This window comes from Hoeflea sp. YIM 152468, assembly GCF_029210485.1.
GTDB lineage: Bacteria > Pseudomonadota > Alphaproteobacteria > Rhizobiales > Rhizobiaceae > Hoeflea.
In genome coordinates this window covers 1-22,130 of record NZ_JARGET010000029.1, presented here as the reverse complement: position 1 = coordinate 22,130, position 22,130 = coordinate 1, and the positions used below count along the sequence as shown (strand labels likewise).

Annotated in this window: 19 protein-coding genes; 11 read left to right on the top strand and 8 right to left on the bottom strand. The window is 60.8% G+C overall.

Annotated features, from left to right (window positions below; all coding sequences use genetic code 11):
* The first annotated feature begins 320 nt into the window (after positions 1 to 320).
* On the top strand, positions 321 to 494 hold the full coding sequence (locus tag PZ897_RS15285; RefSeq protein ID WP_275753371.1) for a hypothetical protein: 174 nt from the start codon (positions 321 to 323) through the stop codon (positions 492 to 494).
* 104 nt (positions 495 to 598) lie between these two features.
* On the opposite strand, the gene PZ897_RS15280 is transcribed toward PZ897_RS15285, so the two are convergent.
* From PZ897_RS15280 to PZ897_RS15265, 4 genes are all read right to left on the bottom strand, one after another.
* Entirely contained in the window at positions 599 to 1,486 is an 888-nt protein-coding gene (locus PZ897_RS15280; protein ID WP_275753370.1) for a 50S ribosomal protein L11 methyltransferase, read from the bottom strand.
* Positions 1,483 to 3,357: a sodium:proton antiporter gene (locus PZ897_RS15275; protein ID WP_275753369.1), complete on the bottom strand. Its 1,875-nt coding sequence runs from the start codon at positions 3,355 to 3,357 to the stop codon at positions 1,483 to 1,485. Before PZ897_RS15275 ends, PZ897_RS15280 begins: the two co-directional genes overlap by 4 nt.
* A 139-nt stretch (positions 3,358 to 3,496) precedes the next feature.
* On the bottom strand, positions 3,497 to 4,090 hold the full coding sequence (locus PZ897_RS15270; RefSeq protein WP_275753368.1) for an SCO family protein: 594 nt from the start codon (positions 4,088 to 4,090) through the stop codon (positions 3,497 to 3,499).
* 68 nt (positions 4,091 to 4,158) lie between these two features.
* Complete coding sequence (locus PZ897_RS15265) at positions 4,159 to 4,344, bottom strand: hypothetical protein (protein ID WP_275753367.1); 186 nt, start codon at positions 4,342 to 4,344, stop codon at positions 4,159 to 4,161.
* A gap of 288 nt (positions 4,345 to 4,632) precedes the next feature.
* Here PZ897_RS15265 and PZ897_RS15260 point away from each other — a divergent pair, with 288 nt between their 5' ends.
* The 5 genes from PZ897_RS15260 (at position 4,633) to PZ897_RS15240 (ending at position 9,206) form a co-directional block, all read left to right on the top strand.
* On the top strand, positions 4,633 to 5,076 hold the full coding sequence (locus tag PZ897_RS15260) for a CreA family protein (protein ID WP_275753660.1): 444 nt from the start codon (positions 4,633 to 4,635) through the stop codon (positions 5,074 to 5,076).
* A gap of 193 nt (positions 5,077 to 5,269) precedes the next feature.
* Positions 5,270 to 6,178, top strand: coding sequence for an AraC family transcriptional regulator (locus PZ897_RS15255; protein ID WP_275753659.1), 909 nt, complete (start codon positions 5,270 to 5,272; stop codon positions 6,176 to 6,178).
* A gap of 291 nt (positions 6,179 to 6,469) precedes the next feature.
* Positions 6,470 to 7,258: an SDR family oxidoreductase gene (locus PZ897_RS15250; protein ID WP_275753366.1), complete on the top strand. Its 789-nt coding sequence runs from the start codon at positions 6,470 to 6,472 to the stop codon at positions 7,256 to 7,258.
* A gap of 29 nt (positions 7,259 to 7,287) precedes the next feature.
* Positions 7,288 to 7,770 (top strand): flavin reductase family protein, encoded by a 483-nt coding sequence (locus PZ897_RS15245; RefSeq protein WP_275753365.1) that lies wholly within the window; start codon positions 7,288 to 7,290, stop codon positions 7,768 to 7,770.
* A gap of 44 nt (positions 7,771 to 7,814) precedes the next feature.
* Positions 7,815 to 9,206, top strand: coding sequence for a styrene monooxygenase/indole monooxygenase family protein (locus tag PZ897_RS15240; protein ID WP_275753364.1), 1,392 nt, complete (start codon positions 7,815 to 7,817; stop codon positions 9,204 to 9,206).
* A gap of 59 nt (positions 9,207 to 9,265) precedes the next feature.
* On the opposite strand, the gene ggt is transcribed toward PZ897_RS15240, so the two are convergent.
* On the bottom strand, positions 9,266 to 11,005 hold the full coding sequence (gene ggt, locus PZ897_RS15235) for a gamma-glutamyltransferase (protein ID WP_275753363.1): 1,740 nt from the start codon (positions 11,003 to 11,005) through the stop codon (positions 9,266 to 9,268).
* Between the two features lie 190 nt (positions 11,006 to 11,195).
* Between ggt and PZ897_RS15230 the strand changes: the two genes are divergently transcribed.
* The 5 genes from PZ897_RS15230 to PZ897_RS15210 all read left to right on the top strand — a co-directional run bounded on the left by PZ897_RS15230 (position 11,196) and on the right by PZ897_RS15210 (position 16,596).
* A complete protein-coding gene (locus tag PZ897_RS15230; RefSeq protein ID WP_275753362.1) occupies positions 11,196 to 11,570 on the top strand; it encodes a hypothetical protein in 375 nt (124 codons plus the stop codon).
* A gap of 177 nt (positions 11,571 to 11,747) precedes the next feature.
* The gene (locus PZ897_RS15225) at positions 11,748 to 12,434 is read left to right on the top strand and encodes a zinc metallopeptidase (protein WP_275753361.1); all 687 of its coding nucleotides are present in this window, start codon (positions 11,748 to 11,750) and stop codon (positions 12,432 to 12,434) included.
* A gap of 99 nt (positions 12,435 to 12,533) precedes the next feature.
* Positions 12,534 to 13,319, top strand: coding sequence for an MBL fold metallo-hydrolase (locus PZ897_RS15220; protein WP_275753360.1), 786 nt, complete (start codon positions 12,534 to 12,536; stop codon positions 13,317 to 13,319).
* A gap of 189 nt (positions 13,320 to 13,508) precedes the next feature.
* Positions 13,509 to 14,687 carry an SAM-dependent methyltransferase gene (locus PZ897_RS15215; RefSeq protein ID WP_275753359.1) on the top strand — a complete coding sequence of 393 codons (1,179 nt, stop codon included), beginning with the start codon at positions 13,509 to 13,511 and terminating at the stop codon, positions 14,685 to 14,687.
* 286 nt (positions 14,688 to 14,973) lie between these two features.
* A complete protein-coding gene (locus PZ897_RS15210) occupies positions 14,974 to 16,596 on the top strand; it encodes a thiamine pyrophosphate-binding protein (RefSeq protein WP_275753358.1) in 1,623 nt (540 codons plus the stop codon).
* A gap of 142 nt (positions 16,597 to 16,738) precedes the next feature.
* On the opposite strand, the gene PZ897_RS15205 is transcribed toward PZ897_RS15210, so the two are convergent.
* The 3 genes from PZ897_RS15205 to PZ897_RS15195 form a co-directional block, all read right to left on the bottom strand.
* The gene (locus tag PZ897_RS15205; RefSeq protein ID WP_275753357.1) at positions 16,739 to 19,771 is read right to left on the bottom strand and encodes a PAS domain-containing protein; all 3,033 of its coding nucleotides are present in this window, start codon (positions 19,769 to 19,771) and stop codon (positions 16,739 to 16,741) included.
* A 290-nt stretch (positions 19,772 to 20,061) separates the two neighbouring features.
* Entirely contained in the window at positions 20,062 to 21,120 is a 1,059-nt protein-coding gene (locus PZ897_RS15200) for a phosphatidylglycerol lysyltransferase domain-containing protein (RefSeq protein WP_275753356.1), read from the bottom strand.
* A 12-nt stretch (positions 21,121 to 21,132) separates the two neighbouring features.
* Positions 21,133 to 21,858, bottom strand: a complete 726-nt coding sequence (locus tag PZ897_RS15195; protein ID WP_275753355.1) for a class I SAM-dependent methyltransferase — start codon at positions 21,856 to 21,858, stop codon at positions 21,133 to 21,135.
* Positions 21,859 to 22,130 lie beyond the last annotated feature (272 nt).

Below are 22,130 nucleotides of genomic sequence, written 5' to 3'. Positions count from 1 at the left end.
GACAGGCGGGGCAGCAGCTTGAAATGATGCTTTCAAGACTTAGTTGAAATGAAGCACTCCAGGCGCCAGATGCAATAGCTGATCCACGGGATCGGCGACCTGCTTTGGCCGCTATGGCCCTGCCGGTCGCGGCAGCAGCCGATGCTGACGGGTGCGCTGCAGCAAAATCTATCTCTTTGTTAATAAAAAGGCATTTATCTCGAATCATCCATGCGCCGGGTACATAGCTGCACTGCAACATAAGGCCTGCACATTCGGACAGGAAGTCCTATCTTTAAGGCTGGGAGACAGAACAACTACTGACCCAAAGGAATTACCAAATGTCCGGCAACATCTTTCAGAATGCTTTCAATCGTATCGTCAGCGCCCGCGAACGTCAGGTTCGCCGCTATGTAAATGGTGCGCTGCTGTCGATGGACGACAAGCAGCTCAAGGCACTTGGCCGCACCCGCGAAGAACTTCGCCGCGAAGGCGCCCAGGCGTACTACTTCTAGGCCCATCGGATGTGCCCGGAGGTTGAAGGCTCAATCTCAGACGATCGGAAACGGCTCCCTCGCGGGGGCCGTTTTTGTGTGATGGCGGTCAATTGCCGCCGGTTTCATTTCAGATGGATCGTTACCCAGCCATTGCGCCACAGGGTCGCGACATGACGCATGCCCTGACCACTGAAAGCGGCAAGCACCTGCCAGCGCTGGTTGGCGAGAATGCCCGACAGGATCACCGAGCCGCCCGGCGCCAGATGGCGCTTGATATCGGGGGCCATGTGCATCAGCGGCCGGGCCAGAATATTGGCGATGATCAGTCCGAAAGGACCGGCAGCGGAAAAGGCGGTGGAGTGAAACCCTGTCGCAGTCACGCAGGCAATCTGTGCGGCAGCCTGGTTGTGGCGGACATTGTCGCGGGCGACGCGGGTGGCGACCGGGTCGATATCGGTGGCCAGCACCTGCACCGGCCCGAGCCTGGCGGCGGCAATCGCCAGAACGCCGGAGCCGGTTCCCAGATCCAGCACGGGATCCACGCCGCGCGGCCCGCCGGGATGGGCGCGCATCACTCTTTCGATCATTTCCAGGCAGCCTGCCGTGGTGCCGTGATGCCCCGTGCCGAAAGCCTGGCCGGCTTCCAGTTCGATCGCCAGCTCATGGCTGCGCACTGTCGCCCGGTCATGGGCGCCGTGCACGACAAAGCGGCCTGCGCGGACTGGCTTCAGCCCTTCGAGTGATTTGGCGATCCAGTCGGTCTCGCCGAAAACTTCCAGGCCGATCTCGGCCTCGGCAAACTCGGCCCCGATTACGGTGCGGATGCGCGATTTCAGATTGTCATCGGGATCGCCCGCCGCATAGACCGAGACCTCCCAAAGCCCGCGATCCTCGTCAATCTCCATGGTGGCGACAGGCAGGCCTTCGTCCTCGAAGAAGCTGTCGAGCAGATCCAGCGCCAGCCTGGCACCGGCTTCTCCGGTGCGGAAATAATAGCGGTGGTCGCTCACGGGAGTTTCTTTCCTTCATCTGCCGTTGCCTGGCTGGCAGGCGTCACTTCCGCCTTGCGGGTGGTCTTGCTGGCAGCTTCGACGCGGGCCTCATCCTTGGGCAGGGCGAAGCTCAGGATCCGGTCATTGGGCCCGGGCGAACTGGACGAGGCGGTGGCAAACACGATCGCGCCGGACGGTTTGATCCACAGCAGGATCAGAGCGCCCTCGGGCCGTGAGGCTTCATAGGCGTCCCAGCCGAATTCATCGGTCAGGCGGGTGAGCTGGAAGGTCCAGCCCTTGAGCAGTTTATCCCGCAGCTCGAGAAAGCTGACCGGTTCCTCCGTCAGCGAGCGCCCGCCGAGGGTAAAGTTCAAGGCCTGGCGTGCCTTTTCGTCCGTGCGGCCGATCTGGAACACGTGGCTGCGCCCCAGCTCCGGCCCGAAATCGGTGGATACGAGCGCGTTGTAGGCGTCATTGTCGCTCGTGGCGATCAGGTTGGAAAAGCGCTTCGGATCGATGCTGTGGTGGGCGGATTCCGACAGCACTTCGCCAAAATAGACCGGAATGTTGGCGAGCCGCGCTTCGGCTAGATGGTTCCAGTTCTGGTCCGCGAGCATCACCGGGACCTCGGCCTTGTGCAGCTTGATCGCCAGCGCCGTCGACCAGCGTGATCCGCCAACGATGAGGATGCCCGGCTTGGAGGCTTTCTTCAGGCCCAGGAAGCTTGCCAGAGGCCCCAGGGTAAAGCCGTGCAGCACGATGGTGGTGACAACGACAGCGAAGGTGAAGGCGACCATCCGGCCTGCATCCTCGACGCCGATATCGGCAAGCAGTGCTCCAAACAGCCCCGAGACCGCCACGGCGACGACACCACGCGGCGCGATCCAGGCGCTCAGCAGGCGTTCCTGAACCGTGGCGCCGGAACGAATCGTGGCAAGCATGATGGCGACGGGGCGGATCACCAGCAGCAGCGAGGCGACAAACAGCGCTGCCTGCCAGTCAAGCGAACGGATATCATCAAGGCTGAGCGACGCCGTCAGAATAATGAACACACCTGAGACCAGCAGCGTGGTGATGGTTTCCTTGAACCGGCGCATGTCGGTGAGCGAGGCGATGCGGCTGTTGGCCATTACGATGCCCATGACGGTCACGGTGAGCAGGCCGGCTTCCTCAAGCACCATGTTGTTTGCGGCATAGACCGCCACCACGGTCGCCAGCAGCACAGGCGCCTTGAGAAATTCGGGCACATTGCCGTTGCCGAATGACCAGACGATCAGTTTCGCCGCCGCCCAGCCGCTGGCAATTGCCAGGCCAAATCCGAAAGCCACCAGCATGACGACATTGTCAGCCTCATGCACCCCGATGAAGACCAGAATGACCTCGAAGGCGACGACGGCGAACAGCGCGCCGATCGGGTCATTGACAATGGCTTCCCAGCGCAACAGTGAGGCGGGACGCGCATCCAGCTGGGCCTGACGCAACAACGGCATGATCACCGTCGGTCCGGTGACCACCAGGATGGCGCCCAAGACGGTGGCTGTCGACCAGCTCAGCCCGCCGATGTAATGGGCGGCGACCGCTGCCATGCCCCAGGTCAGCGGTCCGGCATACATGATGATGCGGCGGACCGCGGTCGAGGTCTCGCGGATTTCCTTGAAATTGAGCGTCAGCCCGCCTTCAAACAGGATGATCGCCACCGCGATCGACACCATCGGCCGGTAAATCGAGCCAAAATCGGCTGCCGGGTCAAGAAAGCCGGTCGCCGGGCCGGCAATGAAGCCTGCCACCAGCAACAGCACGATGGCCGGCAATTGCAAACGCCAGGCAAACCACTGCGCGGCGATGCCTGCCGCGCCGATCACGGCCAGTTTGAGAACAATCTCGTCCATGCCAATCCCCCGTCGCGCCGCGCCCCGGCTGCGAATGCCGTGCGTCCCGTTCTATTGAACGTCCGTCAAACGCTGTAAAGCGTTGAATTGGTGCGCGCGGGAAAAAAATTCTGGTGACATAACCGGGCCGCTGTCGGCCTCAGAGCAGGTTTTCGAGCTTTTTGACTGCAATTTCAGGGTTTTCACCCCAGGCAATGGTGCCCTTGAACCTGCCATCAGCATCCAGCAGAAACACCGAAGCCGTATGGTCCATGGTGTAATCACCCTCTGGCGCCTTGGTATCGATCGGCACTTTCTTGGCGTAGATGTTGAACCCCTTGACCGCAGCGGACACCTTGTCAGCTGGCCCGGAGATGCCAATCACCCGGTCGGTCACACCCGACACATAATTGCCCAGCAGCTCCGGCGTGTCGCGCTCGGGATCGACAGTGATGAAATAGGCGCCGATCCTGTCGCCCTCGGGATCGACCTGGCGGAGCCATCCATCCATCTCGAACAGTGTCGTAGGACAGACTTCCGGGCAATGGGTGAAGCCAAAGAACAGCGCTGTCGGCCGGCCGCGGAAGGCCGCTTCGGTGATCGGGCTGCCCGACTGGTCAACAAGCTCGAAGGGCACACCGTAAGGCTTGGCGGCGATTGCGCTGTCGCTGGCCTGCCATTCATAGGTCAGCCAGCCCAGCGCCACGGCCATTGCGGCAATCAGGCCCCAGAGAACAAGGCGTATGGCTTTCATCGACGTCTCCAGCTTGGTTCCCACCACGCCGGATGGCCGGGCGGCGGGGCGTATATCGCATCAATCTATCAGAAGCACCAGGCAAGGCCGTTGGCGGCCAGTGCATTGAGCAGCGCCGCTCCGTTGGCCTGCCAGGCGGCAAAGGCCAGTCCGGACAGCATCGCCAGGGCGAACAGGCCCAAAGACTGGGGAAGCATCTGTTTCCACAGGCTTGGCTGGCACGGGTTTGATGGGCGGTCGGGCGCGGTGGTCATGGGACTTTATCTAGCGCGCGCTGGGGCCAAAGCCAAGCAGTGACAGCGGAGCGTGACAAAAAGCGCGCACCGCGGTTGTGCTTTCCCGCATCTTTCATTCCCGCTGGCCGCAACCCATATGGACTGTCACCGGTTTGACCCGGTCGCAGGGTAGCGGGGAACTCCCGGACCCGCTCAGGCGTTGCCCCCGCAAGGAGACCTTTCATGACCATTCCCACCTGCATCCGTTCCAATGGTTCGGCCGGCCTTTGTGCCAGCCTTCTCGCTGCATCCCTGCTCTTCACCCCGATGCTGACCTCCGCCGCGCAGGCCGAGCAGGTGGGCGAAGTCGGCGTCGACTGGCTTGGCAATGACATCCTCATCGATGCGGTCAGAGACCCCCAGGTCGACGGCGTCACCTGCCATGTCGCCTATTTCGACCGTGGCGTCATCGACCGGCTGCAAAAGGGCAACTGGTTTGAAGATCCGTCGAACGCCTCGATCTCCTGCCGCCAGACCGGACCCATCACCATCAAGGACATCGATCTCGATGAGGACGGCGATGTGGTGTTCAAGGAATCGCGCTCGCTGATCTGGAAATCGCTGGTGGTGCGCCGGATCTACGACAAGACCAACGACACGCTGGTCTATCTGGTCAATTCGCAGCAGGTCCAGGACGGCTCGGCCAAGATGAACATCTCCACCGTGCCGCTCTACGGCCAGGAGGTGGTGTGGGAGAAGGGGAGGCCTTGAGCGCTGCCTGATTTGTGGTAGACGTAGTTGGTCTTCCTGGGAGCAATTCTTGACGAGTGGCCAGTCGCAACACGAAATTGGCAGCCTTGAATCGCGGGGCATTGCACTTTTTGAAAGCAGCATTCAGCCGAGTGTCAGCCTTTCCTCGGGTCGTCTGATTTCCGATGGTCAGGATCTGGATATTGCACGCGCGGTGGTCTCGGACATCTTCGTCAATCACCGGATAAAGGGTGGTCCCGCGTCTTCGTTGCGGCCGATCAATGTCAGCTGTCGGCATATGTCCTCCGTCTCCCTTTGCTACCTCGATTACGGCTGCAGCCTGGAGATACAGCCTGATCTGTTCGAAGACTTCTATCTGATGCTCATTCCGCTCGAGGGGGCATCACAGGCAAGGTGCGGGAACCGGATCTATCAGGGGGCGACGGGCACCTCGATGATCTTGCCGGCCGAACAGGAAACATCGATCCTGTGGTCGGATATGACCCGAAAACTCGTGGTCCGGATCGACCGCCGCAAACTGACCGCCAAGCTTGAAGCTTTTCTGGGAGTGAGCCTGAGGCGATCCCCTCGCTTCAGTATGGAGGCTCAGGCAGTGCTGACTCCGTCAAGTCCGTTGCGCCAGTCCCTGCAGGGCATGCTGTCGATTGCCTGTAACCCCGAGATCACCGGCAAAAACATGATAATGCCGGCATTCGAGGAGGCGTTGTTTTCCGCGGTGCTGCATATGCATCAAAGCGATATGTCGGATGCTATCCGGGACGGCGCCGTCTCTTCAGCCTGCCCCAGGGCCGTGCGGCGCGCCGAGTTGTATGTCGAGGACCATCTTGCGGAGCCGATCTGTATCGAGGATCTGGCTGAGGCTGCCGGTATCTCGGCCCGCTCTCTCTTCGATGCCTTCCGCCGTTTCCGGGATATGTCGCCAATGCGCTACGTGCGTTTCCGGCGCCTGCAGCAGGTGCACAGGATATTGTTGGAAGAGGATGCCGTGGCTCCGATCTCCGAAATCGCCGCGGAGTGGGGCTTTGGCCATCCGGGCAGATTCGCAAGCGAATATACCCGGCAATTTGGCGAATCCCCGTCACAGACGCGCCGCAAGGCATAGCTGCGGCTGATTCAATACCGGTGCGTCTGACGAATGGCTCTCCGCAGCAACAGCATGGTTATCCGCCAGTCTGCGGGTGGCCATGCCCGGCAAGTTCCTGACGTTTCTCACCCCCCCGACACTGACTGCAGATGCGCGGCGCTGTAGGCCGCAAATGCTACCGGCTGTCCACTTTCCGCAATGAAAGGACAGTTGCCGCAGCAAACGTCGCTCGGTTCGCTTTCCGGACTTGCGTGATTCCGTCGCAGCAATTGGGATGCCGGCTGACAGCACACCAACGGGAGAGCAGAGATGAGTGAATTGGCAGGAAAAGTCGTAATCATAACGGGCGCGTCCACCTTGCTGGGGCAGGGCATTGTGTCGGCCTTTGCCCGCGAGGGCGTCCGCGTGGTGATGGCCGATATCGACGTGGAAAACGGTCAGTCGCTGGCTGACGCAATGGGTGACGATGTCGTGTTTGTCCACACCGACATCACCGACGACGCCAGCATCGACGCCTGCATTCAAACAGCCGTGGATCGGTTCGGAGGCGTCGATTATCTGGTCAACATGGCTTCGACCTATCTCGACAACGGCATTGCCACCTCGCGTGAGGACTGGCTCACATCACTGAATATCAACCTTGTTGGCGGTCAGATCTTCTCGCAGAAAATCGCACCGGTGATGGAGCGGCGTGGCGGCGGAGCCATCGTCAATTTCGGGTCCATTGCCGGCAAGGTCTCGCAGCCGGGACGGATGACCTATTCAGCGGCAAAAGCGGCGATTCTCCGGATCACCGGCAATGCTGCCATGCAGCTTCAGCCGCAGAACATCAGGGTGAACAGCGTTTCTCCGGGCTGGACCTGGTCGAGCATCATGAAAATGGCAACTGGAGATACGCGGGAGAAAGCCGACACCGTGGCGGCCCCGTTTCACATTATGGGTCGTACCGGCAATCCGGATGAAGTGGCTGAAGCGGTCCTCTTCCTGTGCTCGGAGAAGGCCCGTTTCATCAACGGGACCGATATTGCCGTGGATGGCGGCTACACGGCTTTGGGACCGGAAGGCATGGAGGATGCCGTTGCCAAATTGATGGCGTGACCCGTCATCGGGAAGAGGAGGATATCCGCATGAACGTACCCGTTAATCCGCGCGACCTGCGAACAGCCTTCGGCAAATTTGCAACCGGCATAACCGTGATCACCGTGCGCTCAGGCGATCAGGACCACGGTATGACGGCCAATTCGTTTGCTTCGGTATCGATCGATCCGCCGATGTTGCTGGTCTGCGTTTCGAAAAAGGCCAGATCATTGGGCGTGATTTCCGAGTGCCGGCAATTTGGCGTCAGCGTTCTGGCTGAGGATCAACAAAGTGTGTCGAACCATTTCGCTGGAAAGCCCGTTTTCGACAAAGTCGTGTTCGCCAGTCTCGGTGGGGTGCCGACGATCAAGGGCGCGATCGCACAGTTCGGATGCCGGCTGGACGCCATCTACGATGCCGGAGACCACGCCATTCTCGTCGGGGAGATCTCTGCCTACTCCTATTGCGAGGGCAGACCGCTTCTCTTCCAGGATGGCGGCTATCGGGAGCTTTCGATTGCCCCGTTGGACTAAGTCGACGCGAGGCATTCAAAACCAAGAAACAGGGGGAAGACACCATGAGTAAAATCGCGATTATCGGCTCAGGCATTAGCGGCCTGATGGCTGGCATCGGGTTGCTCGAACAGGGACATCACGTAACCATCTATTCCAATTTGAGCGCCGAAGACTGGTTGACCAAGGTACCGCCGACGGGCACGGCCTGCCGGTTTGCCGCATCCATCGACCTGGAAGAGGAGTTCGGTCTCAATTTCTGGAAGGACTCCACGCCGATCAACGGCGTGCATCTGACATTCTGCCCCAAGCCGGGGCGACAGCTGATCGACCTGATGGGGCGGCTGGATAGACCGGCGCTGGCGATTGATGTGCGTCTTCAGTCGTACACGTGGACACTGGAGTTCGAGAAACGAGGTGGAATGACCGTTGTCGCGCAGGTCGACATTCCGATGCTTGAGACAATTGCAGCGGACAATGACCTGACGCTGGTGGCGGCTGGCAAGGCCGACATCGGCAAGCTGTTCGCAATTGATGAGACCCGCTCGGTCTATGACAAACCCCAGCGCAAGCTGGCCATGTTCGTTGTCAAGAACGTCGCCATGGACCGGTCGCGCGACGGCATCCTGATGAACCACGCGATCAAGTTCAATTTCTTTGGTTCCGAGGGTGAACAATTCAGCGTTCCTTACTGGCACCGGGACGGCTATCAGTGTTTCAACTCGATTTTCGAGGCCAAGCCGGGCCGTGCCTTCGACACGTTCGACGATTGCAAGACCGGGGAGGACGTGCTCGATCAGGCCAAGGCGCTGTTTAAACAATACATCCCCTGGGACTATCCGTGGCTCAAGGATGCTGAACTGGCGGACCCAAAAGGTTGGCTGAAAGGTTCGGTGCATCCCTGCTACAAGGACCCCGTGGGCACGCTGCCGTCTGGCGCCAAGGTGATGGCTGTCGGCGATACTGCAAACGCCATGGACCCGATCGCCGGACAGGGCGCCAACAATGGCTACCGGCAGATTCGTGTGCTTCTTGAAGCGGTGAAGGACAATGTCGAGGGAGACTATTCCGCGGACTGGATGAGGTCGACCTTCGATACCTATTACGAGCAAATCGGCAAATCCACCAACGCCTTCAACAACATCCTTCTCGATGAAATCTCACCGGCCGGAATCCGCATGCTCTGTGCTCAGTATGGAAGCACTGGGGCTATTGATGACACGTCGGTCCAGCAGAAGATTGCCAACGACTTTGTCAACAATTTCGACAATCCGAATCTGTTGACGGATTGCTTTCTCGATGAAGGCATCGCCAAAGCATACATTAACCGCCTGACCGGAGGAAAAGCCGCCAGCACGGATGTGAAAGCGAAAATGTCGATTGCGCTGGGCCAATTGCGCCAGGTTTTCGGCAGACCCAGGACTGATCACCCGCTTGCCAATCCCAGATTGGGGTAGCACGCCAGATGAGCTGGCCAGGGGGCGCGTCTCGGGACAAGAAAGCTGCGGCGTCGCCCTCAATACCCGACCGTCGCCGATCCGGTCCGGCGCGGGTCCGAGGCGCCGAGCAGCAGGCCGGTTTCGGCATCGACATGGATCGACTGGGTCGAGCCCATGACGCTGTTGACCGCAATCGTGTGGCCCCTGGCCTCAAGTGCTGCCACCGTGTCGCGGCTGAGCCCGCCATCCTCGACGCGGATTTCGTCGGGCAGCCATTGGTGATGGATCCGGGCGGCGAAGGTGGCTTCGGCAACGTTCATTCCGTGATCGACCATGTTGGAGATCACCTGCAGCGTGGTGGTGATGATGCGCGAGCCGCCGGGGCTGCCGGTGACGAGATACGGCTTGCCGTGCTTGAGCACAATGGTCGGGCTCATCGACGACAGCGGCCGCTTGCCCGGTTCCACCGCATTGGCGTCGCCGCCGATCAGGCCATAGGCATTGGGCACGCCCGGCTTGGCGGAAAAATCATCCATTTCGTTGTTGAGCAGCACGCCTGTACCTGCCGCGGTCATGCCCGAGCCATAGGAGAAGTTGAGCGTGTAGGTGTTGGACACCGCGTTGCCATCCTTGTCCACGATGGAGAAATGCGTGGTCTGGTCGCTCTCATAAGACGCCAGCTTGCCCGGCTTTATCGTGTCTGACGGTGTGGCGCGGTTGCGGCTGATGCCGTCGCGGATGTTTGCCGCATAATCCTTCGAGATCAGGGCCGTGACCGGCACATCGGCAAAATCCGGGTCGCCCAGATATTCCGAGCGGTCGGCATAGGCGCGTTTCATCGCTTCCGCCATCAGATGGATGGTGTCGGATGAATTGTGGCCGAGGAAGCCGATCGGATAGCCCTCCATCACATTGAGGATCTGGATGATGTGGGTGCCGCCGGAGCTTGGCGGCGGCATCGAGACGATGTCGTAGCCGCGATAGCTGCCGCTGACCGGGGCGCGCAGAACCGCCTTGTAGTTCGCCAGATCCTGCACCGTCATCGCGCCGCCGGCGTCCTGCACCGAGGCGGCAATCTTCTCCGCCACCTCGCCGGTGTAGAACCCGTCTGGGCCTTCCGCTGCGATCTTTCTCAGGGTTGCGGCCAGATCCGGTTGTCTGATCAGATCGCCGGGCTCATAGAAGCTGCCGTCTTCCTTGTAGAAGATCGCCGCCGAGGCCGGCCAGGTCTTGAGCCGCTTCTCCAGCCCTTTCAGACTGTCGGCCAGATCGGCGGTGACCACGATGCCGTCTTCGGCCAGCCTGATCGCAGGTGCCGCGGCCTCAGCCAGCGTCAGGGTTCCATAGGTCTCGAGCGCCAGTTGCAGGCCGGCGACGGTGCCGGGCACGCCGACGGCGAGGCCGTGAAACCGCGACAGAGTGCTGTCGGCATTGCCGTCGGCATCGAGATACATGTCGCGGGTGGCACTGGCGGGCGCCATCTCGCGGTAGTCAATCGCCCTGGTCTGTCCGCTTTTTGCATCGTGCACCAGCATGAAGCCGCCGCCGCCCAGGTTTCCGGCGCGCGGCAGGGTGACGGCAAGTGCCAGCGCCACGGCGACGCCGGCGTCGACCGCATTGCCGCCGTCTTTCAATACCTGCAGCCCGACTTGCGCCGCGACGGCCTCCTGCACCGAGACCATGGCGGATTTCGCCCAGACCGGATGCACCGCATCCATCGAGCTGTAGATCGCCGCTTCCTGTGCGGCGGCTGCGATGGGAGCCAGGGCAATGGCGGCGGAGGCGAGGGCGGTAAGGCAGCGGATCATAACGGGCATCCTTCGTGTTGTGCGGACGGAGTGTGACCAGGTGCCCGATTCAATCACATTGGCAGCGGCGGCGCCACATCGAAACCGTCCGACATGGGAGTCTCACGTCAAGTGTCCGAGTGTGGTAACGATGTTCAGGTCAAGCATTGTAGAAACTATCGGGAGCGAAAGTTTGGTAAAAGCAAGAATTGCGGCTTTGATGATCGCACTTTGCCCATTTTTGACAACGCCGGTTGTGGCCGAAGAAGTCATCGCCGAGTATCTGGCATGGCTCGATGTCCGAGACACGGTGAACTCGAAGGGCGTGAAACTGAAATCGTTTGGTGCTGTGCTGGCTCAGGACCGCGCCAATTTTCATCGCTTCGGGATCCGGCAGGAGCTGGATACCGACGATGCGGTTTTCGGCAGCCGCGACATGCGCGAAAAGCTGCCACAATTGTACAAGGCGGGACGATCTGTGGACGCTTACATCCGCAGGGATGTAATGAGCGGGCGCGGCCATTACGTCTTTGTCAGGGTGATGGGGCAAGGCGGACGGGTGACCCATGTCGATGTCCATGAAGGGGCGGGCTGAGCAAGCGCAGGGGAGGCCGTGCCAGCTTGGCCACTCTCTGCGGGCGATTGGCAGCAGGCCGTTCGAAGCCTGGATGCGCCGTCAGGCGCGCGCCGATTGCGGAGTTGCCCTTTTCCAGGCGGCTGACATTGCCTATGTGGGGCAGATGAATGCACGGCGCGTTTGCAAAGGCTGACAATGGCGTTTCTCGGGATATTCGGTGTGCTGGTGGTGCTTGCTGCCATCTATGGCCCGCATTATTGGGTCGGGCATACCATGCGCCGTCATGGTGCCGAGCGGCCGGATTTTCCTGGCACCGGCGGAGACATGGCGCAGCATCTGATCAAGCGGCTGGAGCTGACGGGTGTCGGCGTCGAGGCCACCGAGGTGGGTGATCATTACGACCCGGAAACCCGCATGGTGCGGCTGTCGCAGGCCAACTATAACGGCGCCAGCCTGACCGCCGTGGCGGTGGCCGCGCACGAGGTCGGACATGCGCTGCAACATCATCGCGGCGAGCGCGGGCTGGCGCTGAGGCAGAAGCTGGTCGGCCTCGCCATGATGACCGACCGGATCGCCTCGATCTTCTTCCTGGCGGCGCCGGTGCTGGCCATCGTGCTGCGCGCGCCGGTGGCCCTGTTCGGCATGGCGCTGATCGGCATCGGCCTGCTTGCCATCCGGATTGTGGTGCATCTGGTCACCCTGCCGGTCGAATATGATGCGAGTTTCAACAAGGCGCTGCCGATCCTGCGCGAGGGTGGGTATCTCGCCGACCAGGATCTTTCCGGCGCCCGCAGTGTGCTCAAGGCCGCAGCGCTGACCTATGTCGCCGCCGCACTGATGAGCTTGCTCAATCTGGCACGCTGGGTCAGGATTTTGCGCTGAGACAGGCTGTTTGCGTGGACTGAAACCAGACTTGAATTCCCACTGTCCTGATACATTTGATCAGATCTACGAAACGATGTGATGTTGAGGGAGAATGCCATGACCACCAGACGCAGCTTTATTGTCGGCGGCGCCGCCGCTGTAGGAGCCATCACGCTGCTGCCATCGCTCGGCCTTGCCGCCGCGCATGCGGCGAGCTTCAACCTGATGGACGGCAAGATTGTCATCCATCCGGTCGAACACGCCTCCTTTGTGATGGAGAGCCCTGCAGGAACCATCTATGTCGACCCGGTTGGTGAGGCCGGTCTCTATGAGGCGCTGCCCAAGCCGGACCTGATCCTGATCACCCACCGCCATGGCGACCACTACAATGCCGATCTTCTGGCTGCCCTTGCCGAGGCGCCGATCCTGACCAATGCCGATGTCAAAGCCATGATGCCGGAAGCTCTGCAGGCGCGCACCGACATTGTTGCCCCAGGCGGCAGCACCGAGATGATGGGTGTCGCGATCGCCGCCATCGCGGCCTACAACACCTCTGCCGACCGGCAGGATTTCCACCCCAAGGACCGCGGCGATCTCGGTTTCGTGCTGACAATCGACGGCGCACGCGTCTACATCTCCGGCGACACCGAAGGCACACCGGAAATGCGGGGGCTGGAAAATATCGACCTGGCCTTTGTCTGCATGAACCTGCCGTTCACGATGGACGCCGAACAGGCAGCCGCAGCGGTGGCGGATTTCGCGCCGGCCATGGTGGTTCCCTACCACTATCGCGGCCGCGACGGCGGCACCCAGGATCCGCAAGCCTTTGCAAAAATGCTGAGCGAGGCCGGCGGTTCGAGCGAAGTCAAGCTGCACGACTGGTACAACGGCGGATTGGGCTGAGCCTTGACCGGCTTTCGCGTCAGTTCCGGGTCCATGCTGTCAGCGTGGACCCGCTTTGCTTGTCGGTGCACAAACCCGGGCCGGCACGAATTTCACACTGTCAATTGCATCTTCTGTCCGGGCAGGTAGAAGAGACCCGGTCGGTCAGGTCTGTCCCGACATTCGTCTGCCGAGCCCGAAGGAATGCCCTTGACCACCCCCGATCGTATCGAAGAGCTGTTGAACGCCACCCAAGCTGCCTTTGCCAGCGGAGCGCTGGTGCAGCTCAAACTCGGCGGCTATCACGGCTCCGAGCCCGAGCTGAAATCGGTTCTGGTCAAGAAGATCACGACCAAGGCCGGCGACAAATACTCGTTTACCTGGCGCTACAAGACCCGCGACACGATCAAGAATTTTGCTGAACCCGAGGCGCTGGCGCTGCTGCGCGACGGCCTCGAGCGGGACTTCCGCAGCGCGCAACTGGCGACCACAGAGTTCGACATGCTGTTCGAGCGCAATGGTGAAAAGATGCGGCTCAAGCGCACCGTTGTGGCGGGCCGCGAAGCGCCGTCGACCGATCACAACCGGGCCAAGAACCGGCCGCTCACCGAAACCGGCAAGCCCTGGCTCAGGGCGCTCGGGATCGTCGGCAAGACCGGCGCGGTGCGCCACGACGCACAGGACAAGTTCCGCCAGATCAACAAGATGGTGGAGATTTTTGCGCCGCTGATTGCCGCGATCAAAGCCGAGCGGCCGCTGATTGTCGACATGGGCGCGGGCAAGGGCTATCTCGATTTCGCGCTCTATGATTACCTCGCCACTGTCGCCAAGCGTCCGGTCAGCCTTGTCGGTGTCGAGATGCGCGCGCCATTGGTTGAAGACGGCAATGCCACGGCGCGGGCATCAGGCTTTGACGGCCTGAGCTTTCGGACAGGCAGCATCATGGAGTTCGATGCCTCTGGCGCGGATGCGGTGATCGCGCTGCATGCCTGTGACACGGCCACCGACGACGCGATCTTCAAGGGCATCAGTGCCGGGGCGTCGCTGATTGCCGTGGCGCCGTGCTGTCACAAGCAGATCCGCCGGCAGATGGAAGCGGGCGAGGCTGATGCGCGGTTCGAGCCGCTGTTGCGGCACGGCATCTTCGTCGAGCGGCAGGCGGAGATGGTCACCGACACGCTGCGCGCGCTGCTCCTCGAACTCAACGGCTACAAGACAAGGGTCTTCGAGTTCGTCTCCGATGCCCACACGCCGAAGAACAATCTGATCGTGGCGGAAAAGGATGGCCGCGCCGGTCGCGACCGCGCGGCGGTGCTCAGGCAGATCACTGATCTCAAGACCATGTTCGGCATCGAGCAGCATTACCTCGAAGATCTGCTCGGCCTTTGACGGCGATGGGCGTGAGCTGAAGGCTTCGCTTCGGACATTCACTGAACCGTTCATTCGGGCAACAATCCCGCTTGCCGGCCGGATTTCCGGCCTGTCTTGCCCCGTCTTGTCTTGCCGGTTCAGCGCGATGGATGCGGTCCGCTCCGGCATTTGACGCATGAATATCGCATGATCTTCGGTTATTCCGGTCATCGCGCGCATATCTTCTGCAAAATCCAGCCAGATTGCGCGGTTCGCGCATGCGATTTCAGTTACTACGGATGAAACCGCACAGGAGAGAATGCCGATGAGCAGCAAGATCCACTTCCATCAATCCGTTGCCCGCGCGGCCCGTGATCACGGGGTCGAAACGATGTTCGGGCTGATGGGCGACGCCAATCTGTTCATGGTGGACAGTTTTGTGCGGGAGTGCGGCGGCAGGTTTGTTCCGGCGGCGCATGAGGGCAGTTCGGTGCTGATGGCGCTGGCCTATTCCCATGTCGCGGGCAAGGTCGGGGTCGCGACAGTCACCCATGGCCCGGCGCTGACCAATTGTGTGACCGCGCTGACCGAAGGCGTGCGCGGCCATATCCCCATGGTGCTGCTGGCCGGCGATACGCCGGTGGCCAACCCGCGCCATCTGCAAGGCATCGATCAGCGTGAACTGGTCAAGGCGACCGGGGCCGGGTTCGAGCAGGTGCGCGCGCCCGAAACGGTGGGAATGGACGTCGCCCGCGCCTTCTACCGGGCCCAGGTCGAACGCCGCCCCATCGTCTTGAACATGCCATCCGACTTCATGTGGCTGGAGATAAGCCACAAGGTCGAGGTGCTTAACGTTTTCACCGCCCCGGGCGGCGTTGCCGAGGGCAATACGCTCGACCAGGCCATCGGCATGATCGCCTCCGCCCGGCGTCCGCTGATTCTGGCGGGTGCGGGCGCGATTGCGGCGCGGGATCAGTTGATCCGGCTCGCCGACCGGCTGGAAGCGCCGCTTGCCACCACGTTGAAAGCCAAAGGCCTGTTTGGCGGCCATTCCTACGATATCGGCATTTTCGGCACGCTTTCCACCCCCGCCGCCTATGATCTGATCGCCCAGTCCGATTGCATTGTCTGTTTCGGCACCGGTCTGCACGATTTCACCACCGACCGCGGCAAGCTGATGAAGGACAAGCGAATCGTGCAGGTGGATATCGAGCCGACCGCCATCGGTGGCGGGCTGCATCCGGACGCCGCCCTTCTGGCCGATGCGGGCCTGACCGCCGAGACCATATTGTACTGGCTGGATGAGGCAGAGATTCCGGCGAGCGGCTTCACCCGGGATCTCGACATCTCGATGCTCACGGCGCATCCGGCGGGCACGGGCAAGGCCGCCGATGGGTTTGTCAATTTTGTCCACGCGCTCGAGCGGCTGGAACAGGTGCTGCCCAGGGATCGTGTGCTGGTCACCGATGGCGGCCGGTTCATGACCGAAGTCTGGTGCCGCATCTCCGCGCCCGATCCGAAGAGTTTCGTCGTGACGGCCAATTTCGGCTCCATCGGGCTTGGTCTGCAGGAAGCCATTGGCGCCGGCCTGGCCGCTCCCGGCCGGCCGGTGGTGCTGTTCAGCGGTGATGGCGGTTTCATGATGGGCGGCATCAACGAATTCAACACCGCCGTGCGGCTTGGGCTCGACCTTATCGTCATCGTCGCCAACGATTCTGCCTATGGCGCGGAACATATCCAGTTTCTTGACCGGCAGATGGACCCGAGCCTTTCGGAATTTCACTGGCCGTCTTTCGCCGCGATAGCCAGGTCCCTGGGCGGGCAGGGGATCGAAGTGCAGTCGGACGAGGAATTGGAAACGGCGCTTGCGGCGCTTGAGAGCCGTGACCGTCCTGTCCTGATCGAACTTCGGCTCGATCCGCATGATGTTCCGCGCATGCGGATCTGATGCAAGGTCACGCGCCACCTGATTGATGCCGTGCTTGCCGGAGCGGCGAGCGCAAATCCGGACCTCGCGGCCGGGCTTGACCGGCAATGGGTCTTCAGCCTGCTTCCATTCGAAGCTGGTAAATCCGCGCGTGGCGGATCGCTCAGACAATCTTGTCGATGGCGGCTTTGAGCGACTCGTCGGAATAGGGCTTGGTCAGCAATACGGCGTCCGCGTCAGCGCCTTCGGGCGTCCGGCTCTCTCCGGTGGCAAAGACAATGCCGATCTGGGGTCTGAGTTTGCGAATCTGCTTGGCAAGTTCTCCACCGCGCATGTCAGGCAGGCCGACATCGGTGACCAGAATGTCGAATACCTGATCAGTGGCGGCTTTCAGCGCTTCGGCCGCGGTGCCGGCCTCGATGACGGTATGCCCCATATCCGCGAGCATGTCGGCGGTGTTGATGCGGATCAGGGCTTCATCTTCGACCAGCAACACCGTCAGGGTCTGGCTGCCTGCTGGCGCGGCTTCTGGCGTTTGCGGGGAATTTGTCTGATGCGACTCGGGAAGCTGGGGCGGCATGGCACGCTGTTTCTGATTGGCGATGAGATGGCGAATGCGTCCGTCGAGCGCTTCCCGGGTGTAGGGCTTGGACAGCAGATCGACGCCGGCATCGAGCTTGCCGCCATGGACGATGGAATTTTCGGTGTAACCTGAGGTGAACAGCACCACCAGCTCGGGGAGCTTTTGCTTGGCGAGCTTGGCCATTTCCGGACTTTTCAGGCTGCCCGGCATCACCACATCGGTAAACAGCACATCGACCGGCGCGCCGCTTTCAATCACCGCAAGGCCGCTTTGGGCGTCGCGTGCGGTGAGCACATGGTAGCCAAGATCGCTCAATGTCGCCACCACGGTTGCGCGCACGTCATCGTCGTCCTCGACCACAAGAATGGTCTCGGAGCCGCCGACGGCAACGGCTTCTGCGCCAGGGGTGTCCTCATGTTCATCTGCCATGGACCTTGGCAGATACAGCTTGACGGTGGTGCCGTGGCCCGGCTCGCTGTAGATGTTGACGTGGCCGTCGGACTGCTTGACGAAGCCATAGACCATCGACAGTCCAAGGCCGCTGCCCTTGTTTTCGGGTTTGGTCGAAAAGAACGGTTCGAAGGCCTGCTCCAGCGTTTCTTTGGTCATGCCCGTGCCGGTGTCGGAGACGGAAATGAGAACGTAGTCTCCACTGTGCAGGTCTTCATGGAGGGCGGCATGGCTGGCGTCGAAATGGGTGTTGCTGGCTTCGATGGTCAGCTTGCCCTCGTCACCCATGGCATCGCGCGCATTGATGGCGAGGTTGAGGATGGCGTTTTCCACCTGAGTCGGGTCTGCCGATGTGTTCCACAACCCGTCGGCAATGATGATCCTGATGTCGATCGCTTCGCCGATCGAACGGTGCAGCAGATCTTCCATCCCGGTCAGGAACCTGCCGGCATTGATGACTTTCGGTTCCAGCGCCTGGCGGCGTCCGAATGCCAGCAGCTGGCTTGCCAGCTTGGCGCCGCGATTGACGCCGGCCAGCGCGTTGCTGACGCGGGCTTCTGCGCGTTCATTGCCGGCCACATCCTTGGCCAGCAATTGCAGGTTTCCGGCCACGACCTGGAGCAAATTGTTGAAATCATGGGCGACACCACCGGTCAGCTTGCCGATGGTCTCCATTTTCTGGGATTGCTGCAGCTTCTTCTGCGATTGCAGCAGTTCCTCGGTTCGCTCGGTGATTCGCTGTTCAAGCGTGGCATTGAGTTCGGCCAGTGCCGCCTCGTTGAGTTTGGCGTGCTCGATATCGGTGTTGGTGCCGATCCAGCGGCGCACCTCGCCCTCTTCGGTCTTGATCGGGGTGGCCCGGACCACATGCCAGCGGAAGCTGTCGTCATGGCGCCTGATGCGGAATTCGGTCTGGTAAACCTCCCCGGTTTCTATGGCGTCAGCCCAGGCCGCAGCGGCGTCGGGAAAATCGTCAGGGTGGACGATCGAGGCCCAGCCATGGCCGCGCAGTCGATCGGCGGTTTCACCACTGTAGGCCAGAACCCGGTCATTGAGCCATTCGATCTGTCCGTCCGGCGTCGCCGTCCAGATGTGGTTGAGCATCGATTGGGACAGGGTGCGGAACTCTTCCTCGCTGGCCTTGAGCGTCAGTTCAGCGCGCTTTTTGGTGGTGATGTTGGTGAACAGCACTGCGACATTGTCCGATCCCACCCCGTCGATCGGGAAAGCCTGAACCTGGAACCAGCGATCATCAAGCTCGCTGGCCGCGCTCTCGCAGTTGTTGGGGTCGCCCGTGCGCGCCACCTTGCCATAGAAGTCGAACCAGAACTGCTCATGACCGGGCGCGATATCCAGCATGCGCTTGCCGACCGGGTCCTTGATGCCGGTCTGGCCGGTGAAGGCCTTGTTGGCCTCGAGAAACTCATAGTCGACCGGCTTTCCGTCCTGGTCCCAGATCATGCGGATGACGCAGAATCCGGAGTCGAGATTTTCGAACAGGTTGCGGTAGCGTTCCCGTTGCGCCTGCGCCTCCATTTCGGCGGTCCGGCGCGCGGTGATGTCAAACAGCACACCGGGAAACCGGGTCGGTTTGCCTTGTGTGCCTTCGACCAGCTTTCCCTGGGCCAGGACATGGGAAATTGTCCCGTCGGGTCGCCGCACCCGGTACTCGGCACTGTAGGCGCCGCCGGTTTCGATGGTGCGGACGATCTCGGCGGCCACCCGGGCGCGGTCGTCCTGATGAATGTTGTTGATGAAATCCTCGAGCGGCAGCCCGTTCCTGGCTTGCTCCTGATTGAGTCCGAAGGTGGTGGCGAAGCGGCCGTCGGTGAAGATCAGGTCGTCCGCAACGTCCCAGTTCCAGGCGCCGATGATGTCGGTATTGGTCATGGTCAGGTCGAGACGCTCGAGCAGATGCTTGGTCTGAGAGCTCCTCAGCGCCACCACGCGTCCGGCATCCGGAGTGGGAACTGCCACGGAATCGAGGTCGACCGGTCCGTTTGCGCCGATGAAAAAGCCCCGCTCGTCGTAGATCTCGCTGTAGGGTTGTCCAATGACTTGTCCGGCCTTCCAGCCCAGCAGACGCTCCGCGCCATCGCTCCAGCCGGTGATGCCGCCGTCGGGGTCAAGAAAGATAAGCGGTGCTGAAAGTGTCGTATCCATGCGTCTTTGCTGCCAAAAGAGAATTCTGTGCCCCGGAAGTTTTCAATCCGGCAGCCATACGGGATGCCGCTTTTCTTTACCATATAGGCGCTGCCTGCCTAGATACATAATTCGCTAGCGGAGTGCGTGGCCGGGTGGCAGGCGGCAGGACCTGTCAGATCTGCCCGGGGCCGGTTCAGGCGGGACACGGCGTGGCGGCTGCCTGTTCGACGTCGTCTCTATCGCGGCCAGGACATCTTGATGGCGCCGGGGGCATGCCGCTCAATTCCAGGGCATGCCCGAAGCAGAGCTCAAATCATCCGTGTAAGGCGGGCAAAGGCAAGCGTTGCAACAACAGGAAAACCGGGTTTGTGGGCGATGTAGCGCGGCGTTTCTGCGCCATGAAACCGGCGCTTGAATGCCGCCTGATTTCTGAAATTGAACAATCGTCCATTGCTGATCCTTGCTGTTCCAATCATCTCAAGCAGTCTGCAGAAAAGCCTGTTCTGGTTAAAGTCATGCCCGGCTTGATGATTGTCCCATCCAGCCAAAGGCGCAAGACCAAGAGAGAGAACCTCAATCTGTTCGGCCTGGAAAATATCCGCGCATGATTTGGTCAATCCCATTTCTGCATAGGCCGAGGCAGTCGGCTTGCGCCGTTTCAGCGCGGTCACATAGCCTGAAAGCCTGCCATGTCTGAACATTGGCTCAAAGACGATGAAAGCCTCTGGTGCACCGTCCTTGTCAAACAGGAAAAACCGCCTGACCGGGTCATCATGCTGGCCAAAATCAAGTTGGCGGTTGATGAAGCCCATTTCGCGGCGGCCAACAACGCGCGTTTTGCGCCAGGCTTCGTTGAACTGGCCGGCGAGAGCACAGGCTTCATCCGGGCTTTTGATTTCCTTGATGCTGAACCCCTGGGTCTTGTTCCAGGACTCGCGATAGCGGATCGATTTCATCATGCTGCCACTGAATGTTTCGGGCGTCAGCTCAAGCTCGGTATCAAAGCCGAACAGGGCTACTTGCCGTCCCATAGTCTGCAATGCCAGCGCGGTGCTGACACTTATTTCCACAAACATGGAGCAGGGTGCCAAGGCAAGGAAATCAGCCAGGAGTTTGACTTTGGCGTCGGGTGCAGCCACGGGGTCGCCCAGAGCAATGACCTGTCCCATTTTCATGCCATAGGCAAGATAGCCCGCCGGCCCGCCAAAATACCGCAAGCCCGGTTGCACCGCAGAAAGCCACGCGGTGGAAAAATCACCATATTGACGCACGAGTGCGATGCGGGCTGCACGATCCAGTTTCGGGTCGGGAAGCACCGGCAGATTGCGGTCCAACCAGGCATCAATGAGGACGCGTGCCTTACCCATTCGGACAATTCATCACAAGACGGGCGTGCGGGCAATGACTGCCCGAAACAGCACGGCGCCAAGGCCGGCCATCGGCGCATCGCGGATCTCGATTTGGGTGCATCCACGCTCTTCGAGCGATGCCGGATGATCCCAGATTCTGGTGTTGCCCATCAGGCCAAGCATCTTGTAAAACAAAGGCCCGAGCTTGAGATAGCCCTGCTTCAAATTCCGCGTGATCACATTGCCGGAAGGCGGCGCCATATCTGCAATCATGATCAAGCCACCGGGTTTGACCAGTCCAATGGCCTTGTCAAGAAATTGCCCCATCACCGGTGCAGGAAACATGTTGAGAAAGTAGTTGAGACAAACAGCATCATAAGGCTCATCGACTTCATGATTGATTGCGTCGCCGCAGATCAAAACAGCCGAGACATTCTTGCGCGTCAACTGTGCCTGCAAACGCGCCAGCATGTTGCTTGAAAGATCAATCGCATGAACATCAGCGCCGTGCCGGGCGGCGGCGACGACATCGTCACCCTGGCCGGCGCCCATGTATAAAACGCAATCCCCCTTGTTGATGAATTCCAGTTGCGCCCGTTTGCTGCGCTCGATTGCGCCGAGTGAATAGACCTGCGCCAGCGGACGGTAGACCGAGGCAACCAGGTCATAATTGCGCCTGGTTGGACCGATCTCGACCGGAGTGGATTCAAGCTCGGAACTGTCCATTTCAGGGTCTTGCGGGTCATCTCTTGTCATTGATCCGGGGTGCTCCAGCGATAGATCCGCGCAACTGAATTGAACTGTAATGACAAGGTGCCATCCGGTCGCGACTGACGAGTTCTTCGGCGGCCGTGCGGTCAGATGAAGCCTCAGGCGCTGTCATTTCGGTCGACCCGCGGTTCGCCCTTGGCGAGGTTTTCCTTAACAGCCCTGGTCCGCCGCGACCGTTTCAGCGGCCGATGGAATGGCCGCCATCAACGGTGATCGAACTGCCGGTCATGTAGGCCCCCGCCTTCGATGCCAGCAGG

Coding starts and splice junctions, on each gene's coding strand:
- PZ897_RS15285 (WP_275753371.1), top strand. CDS start 321: ATGTCCGGCAACATCTTTCAGAATGCTTTCAATCGTATCGTCAGCGCC.
- PZ897_RS15275 (WP_275753369.1), bottom strand. CDS start 3,357: ATGGACGAGATTGTTCTCAAACTGGCCGTGATCGGCGCGGCAGGCATC.
- PZ897_RS15270 (WP_275753368.1), bottom strand. CDS start 4,090: ATGAAAGCCATACGCCTTGTTCTCTGGGGCCTGATTGCCGCAATGGCC.
- PZ897_RS15265 (WP_275753367.1), bottom strand. CDS start 4,344: ATGACCACCGCGCCCGACCGCCCATCAAACCCGTGCCAGCCAAGCCTG.
- PZ897_RS15260 (WP_275753660.1), top strand. CDS start 4,633: ATGCTGACCTCCGCCGCGCAGGCCGAGCAGGTGGGCGAAGTCGGCGTC.
- PZ897_RS15250 (WP_275753366.1), top strand. CDS start 6,470: ATGAGTGAATTGGCAGGAAAAGTCGTAATCATAACGGGCGCGTCCACC.
- PZ897_RS15245 (WP_275753365.1), top strand. CDS start 7,288: ATGAACGTACCCGTTAATCCGCGCGACCTGCGAACAGCCTTCGGCAAA.
- PZ897_RS15240 (WP_275753364.1), top strand. CDS start 7,815: ATGAGTAAAATCGCGATTATCGGCTCAGGCATTAGCGGCCTGATGGCT.
- ggt (WP_275753363.1), bottom strand. CDS start 11,005: ATGCCCGTTATGATCCGCTGCCTTACCGCCCTCGCCTCCGCCGCCATT.
- PZ897_RS15230 (WP_275753362.1), top strand. CDS start 11,196: ATGATCGCACTTTGCCCATTTTTGACAACGCCGGTTGTGGCCGAAGAA.
- PZ897_RS15225 (WP_275753361.1), top strand. CDS start 11,748: ATGGCGTTTCTCGGGATATTCGGTGTGCTGGTGGTGCTTGCTGCCATC.
- PZ897_RS15220 (WP_275753360.1), top strand. CDS start 12,534: ATGACCACCAGACGCAGCTTTATTGTCGGCGGCGCCGCCGCTGTAGGA.
- PZ897_RS15210 (WP_275753358.1), top strand. CDS start 14,974: ATGAGCAGCAAGATCCACTTCCATCAATCCGTTGCCCGCGCGGCCCGT.
- PZ897_RS15205 (WP_275753357.1), bottom strand. CDS start 19,771: ATGGATACGACACTTTCAGCACCGCTTATCTTTCTTGACCCCGACGGC.
- PZ897_RS15200 (WP_275753356.1), bottom strand. CDS start 21,120: ATGGGTAAGGCACGCGTCCTCATTGATGCCTGGTTGGACCGCAATCTG.
- PZ897_RS15195 (WP_275753355.1), bottom strand. CDS start 21,858: ATGACAAGAGATGACCCGCAAGACCCTGAAATGGACAGTTCCGAGCTT.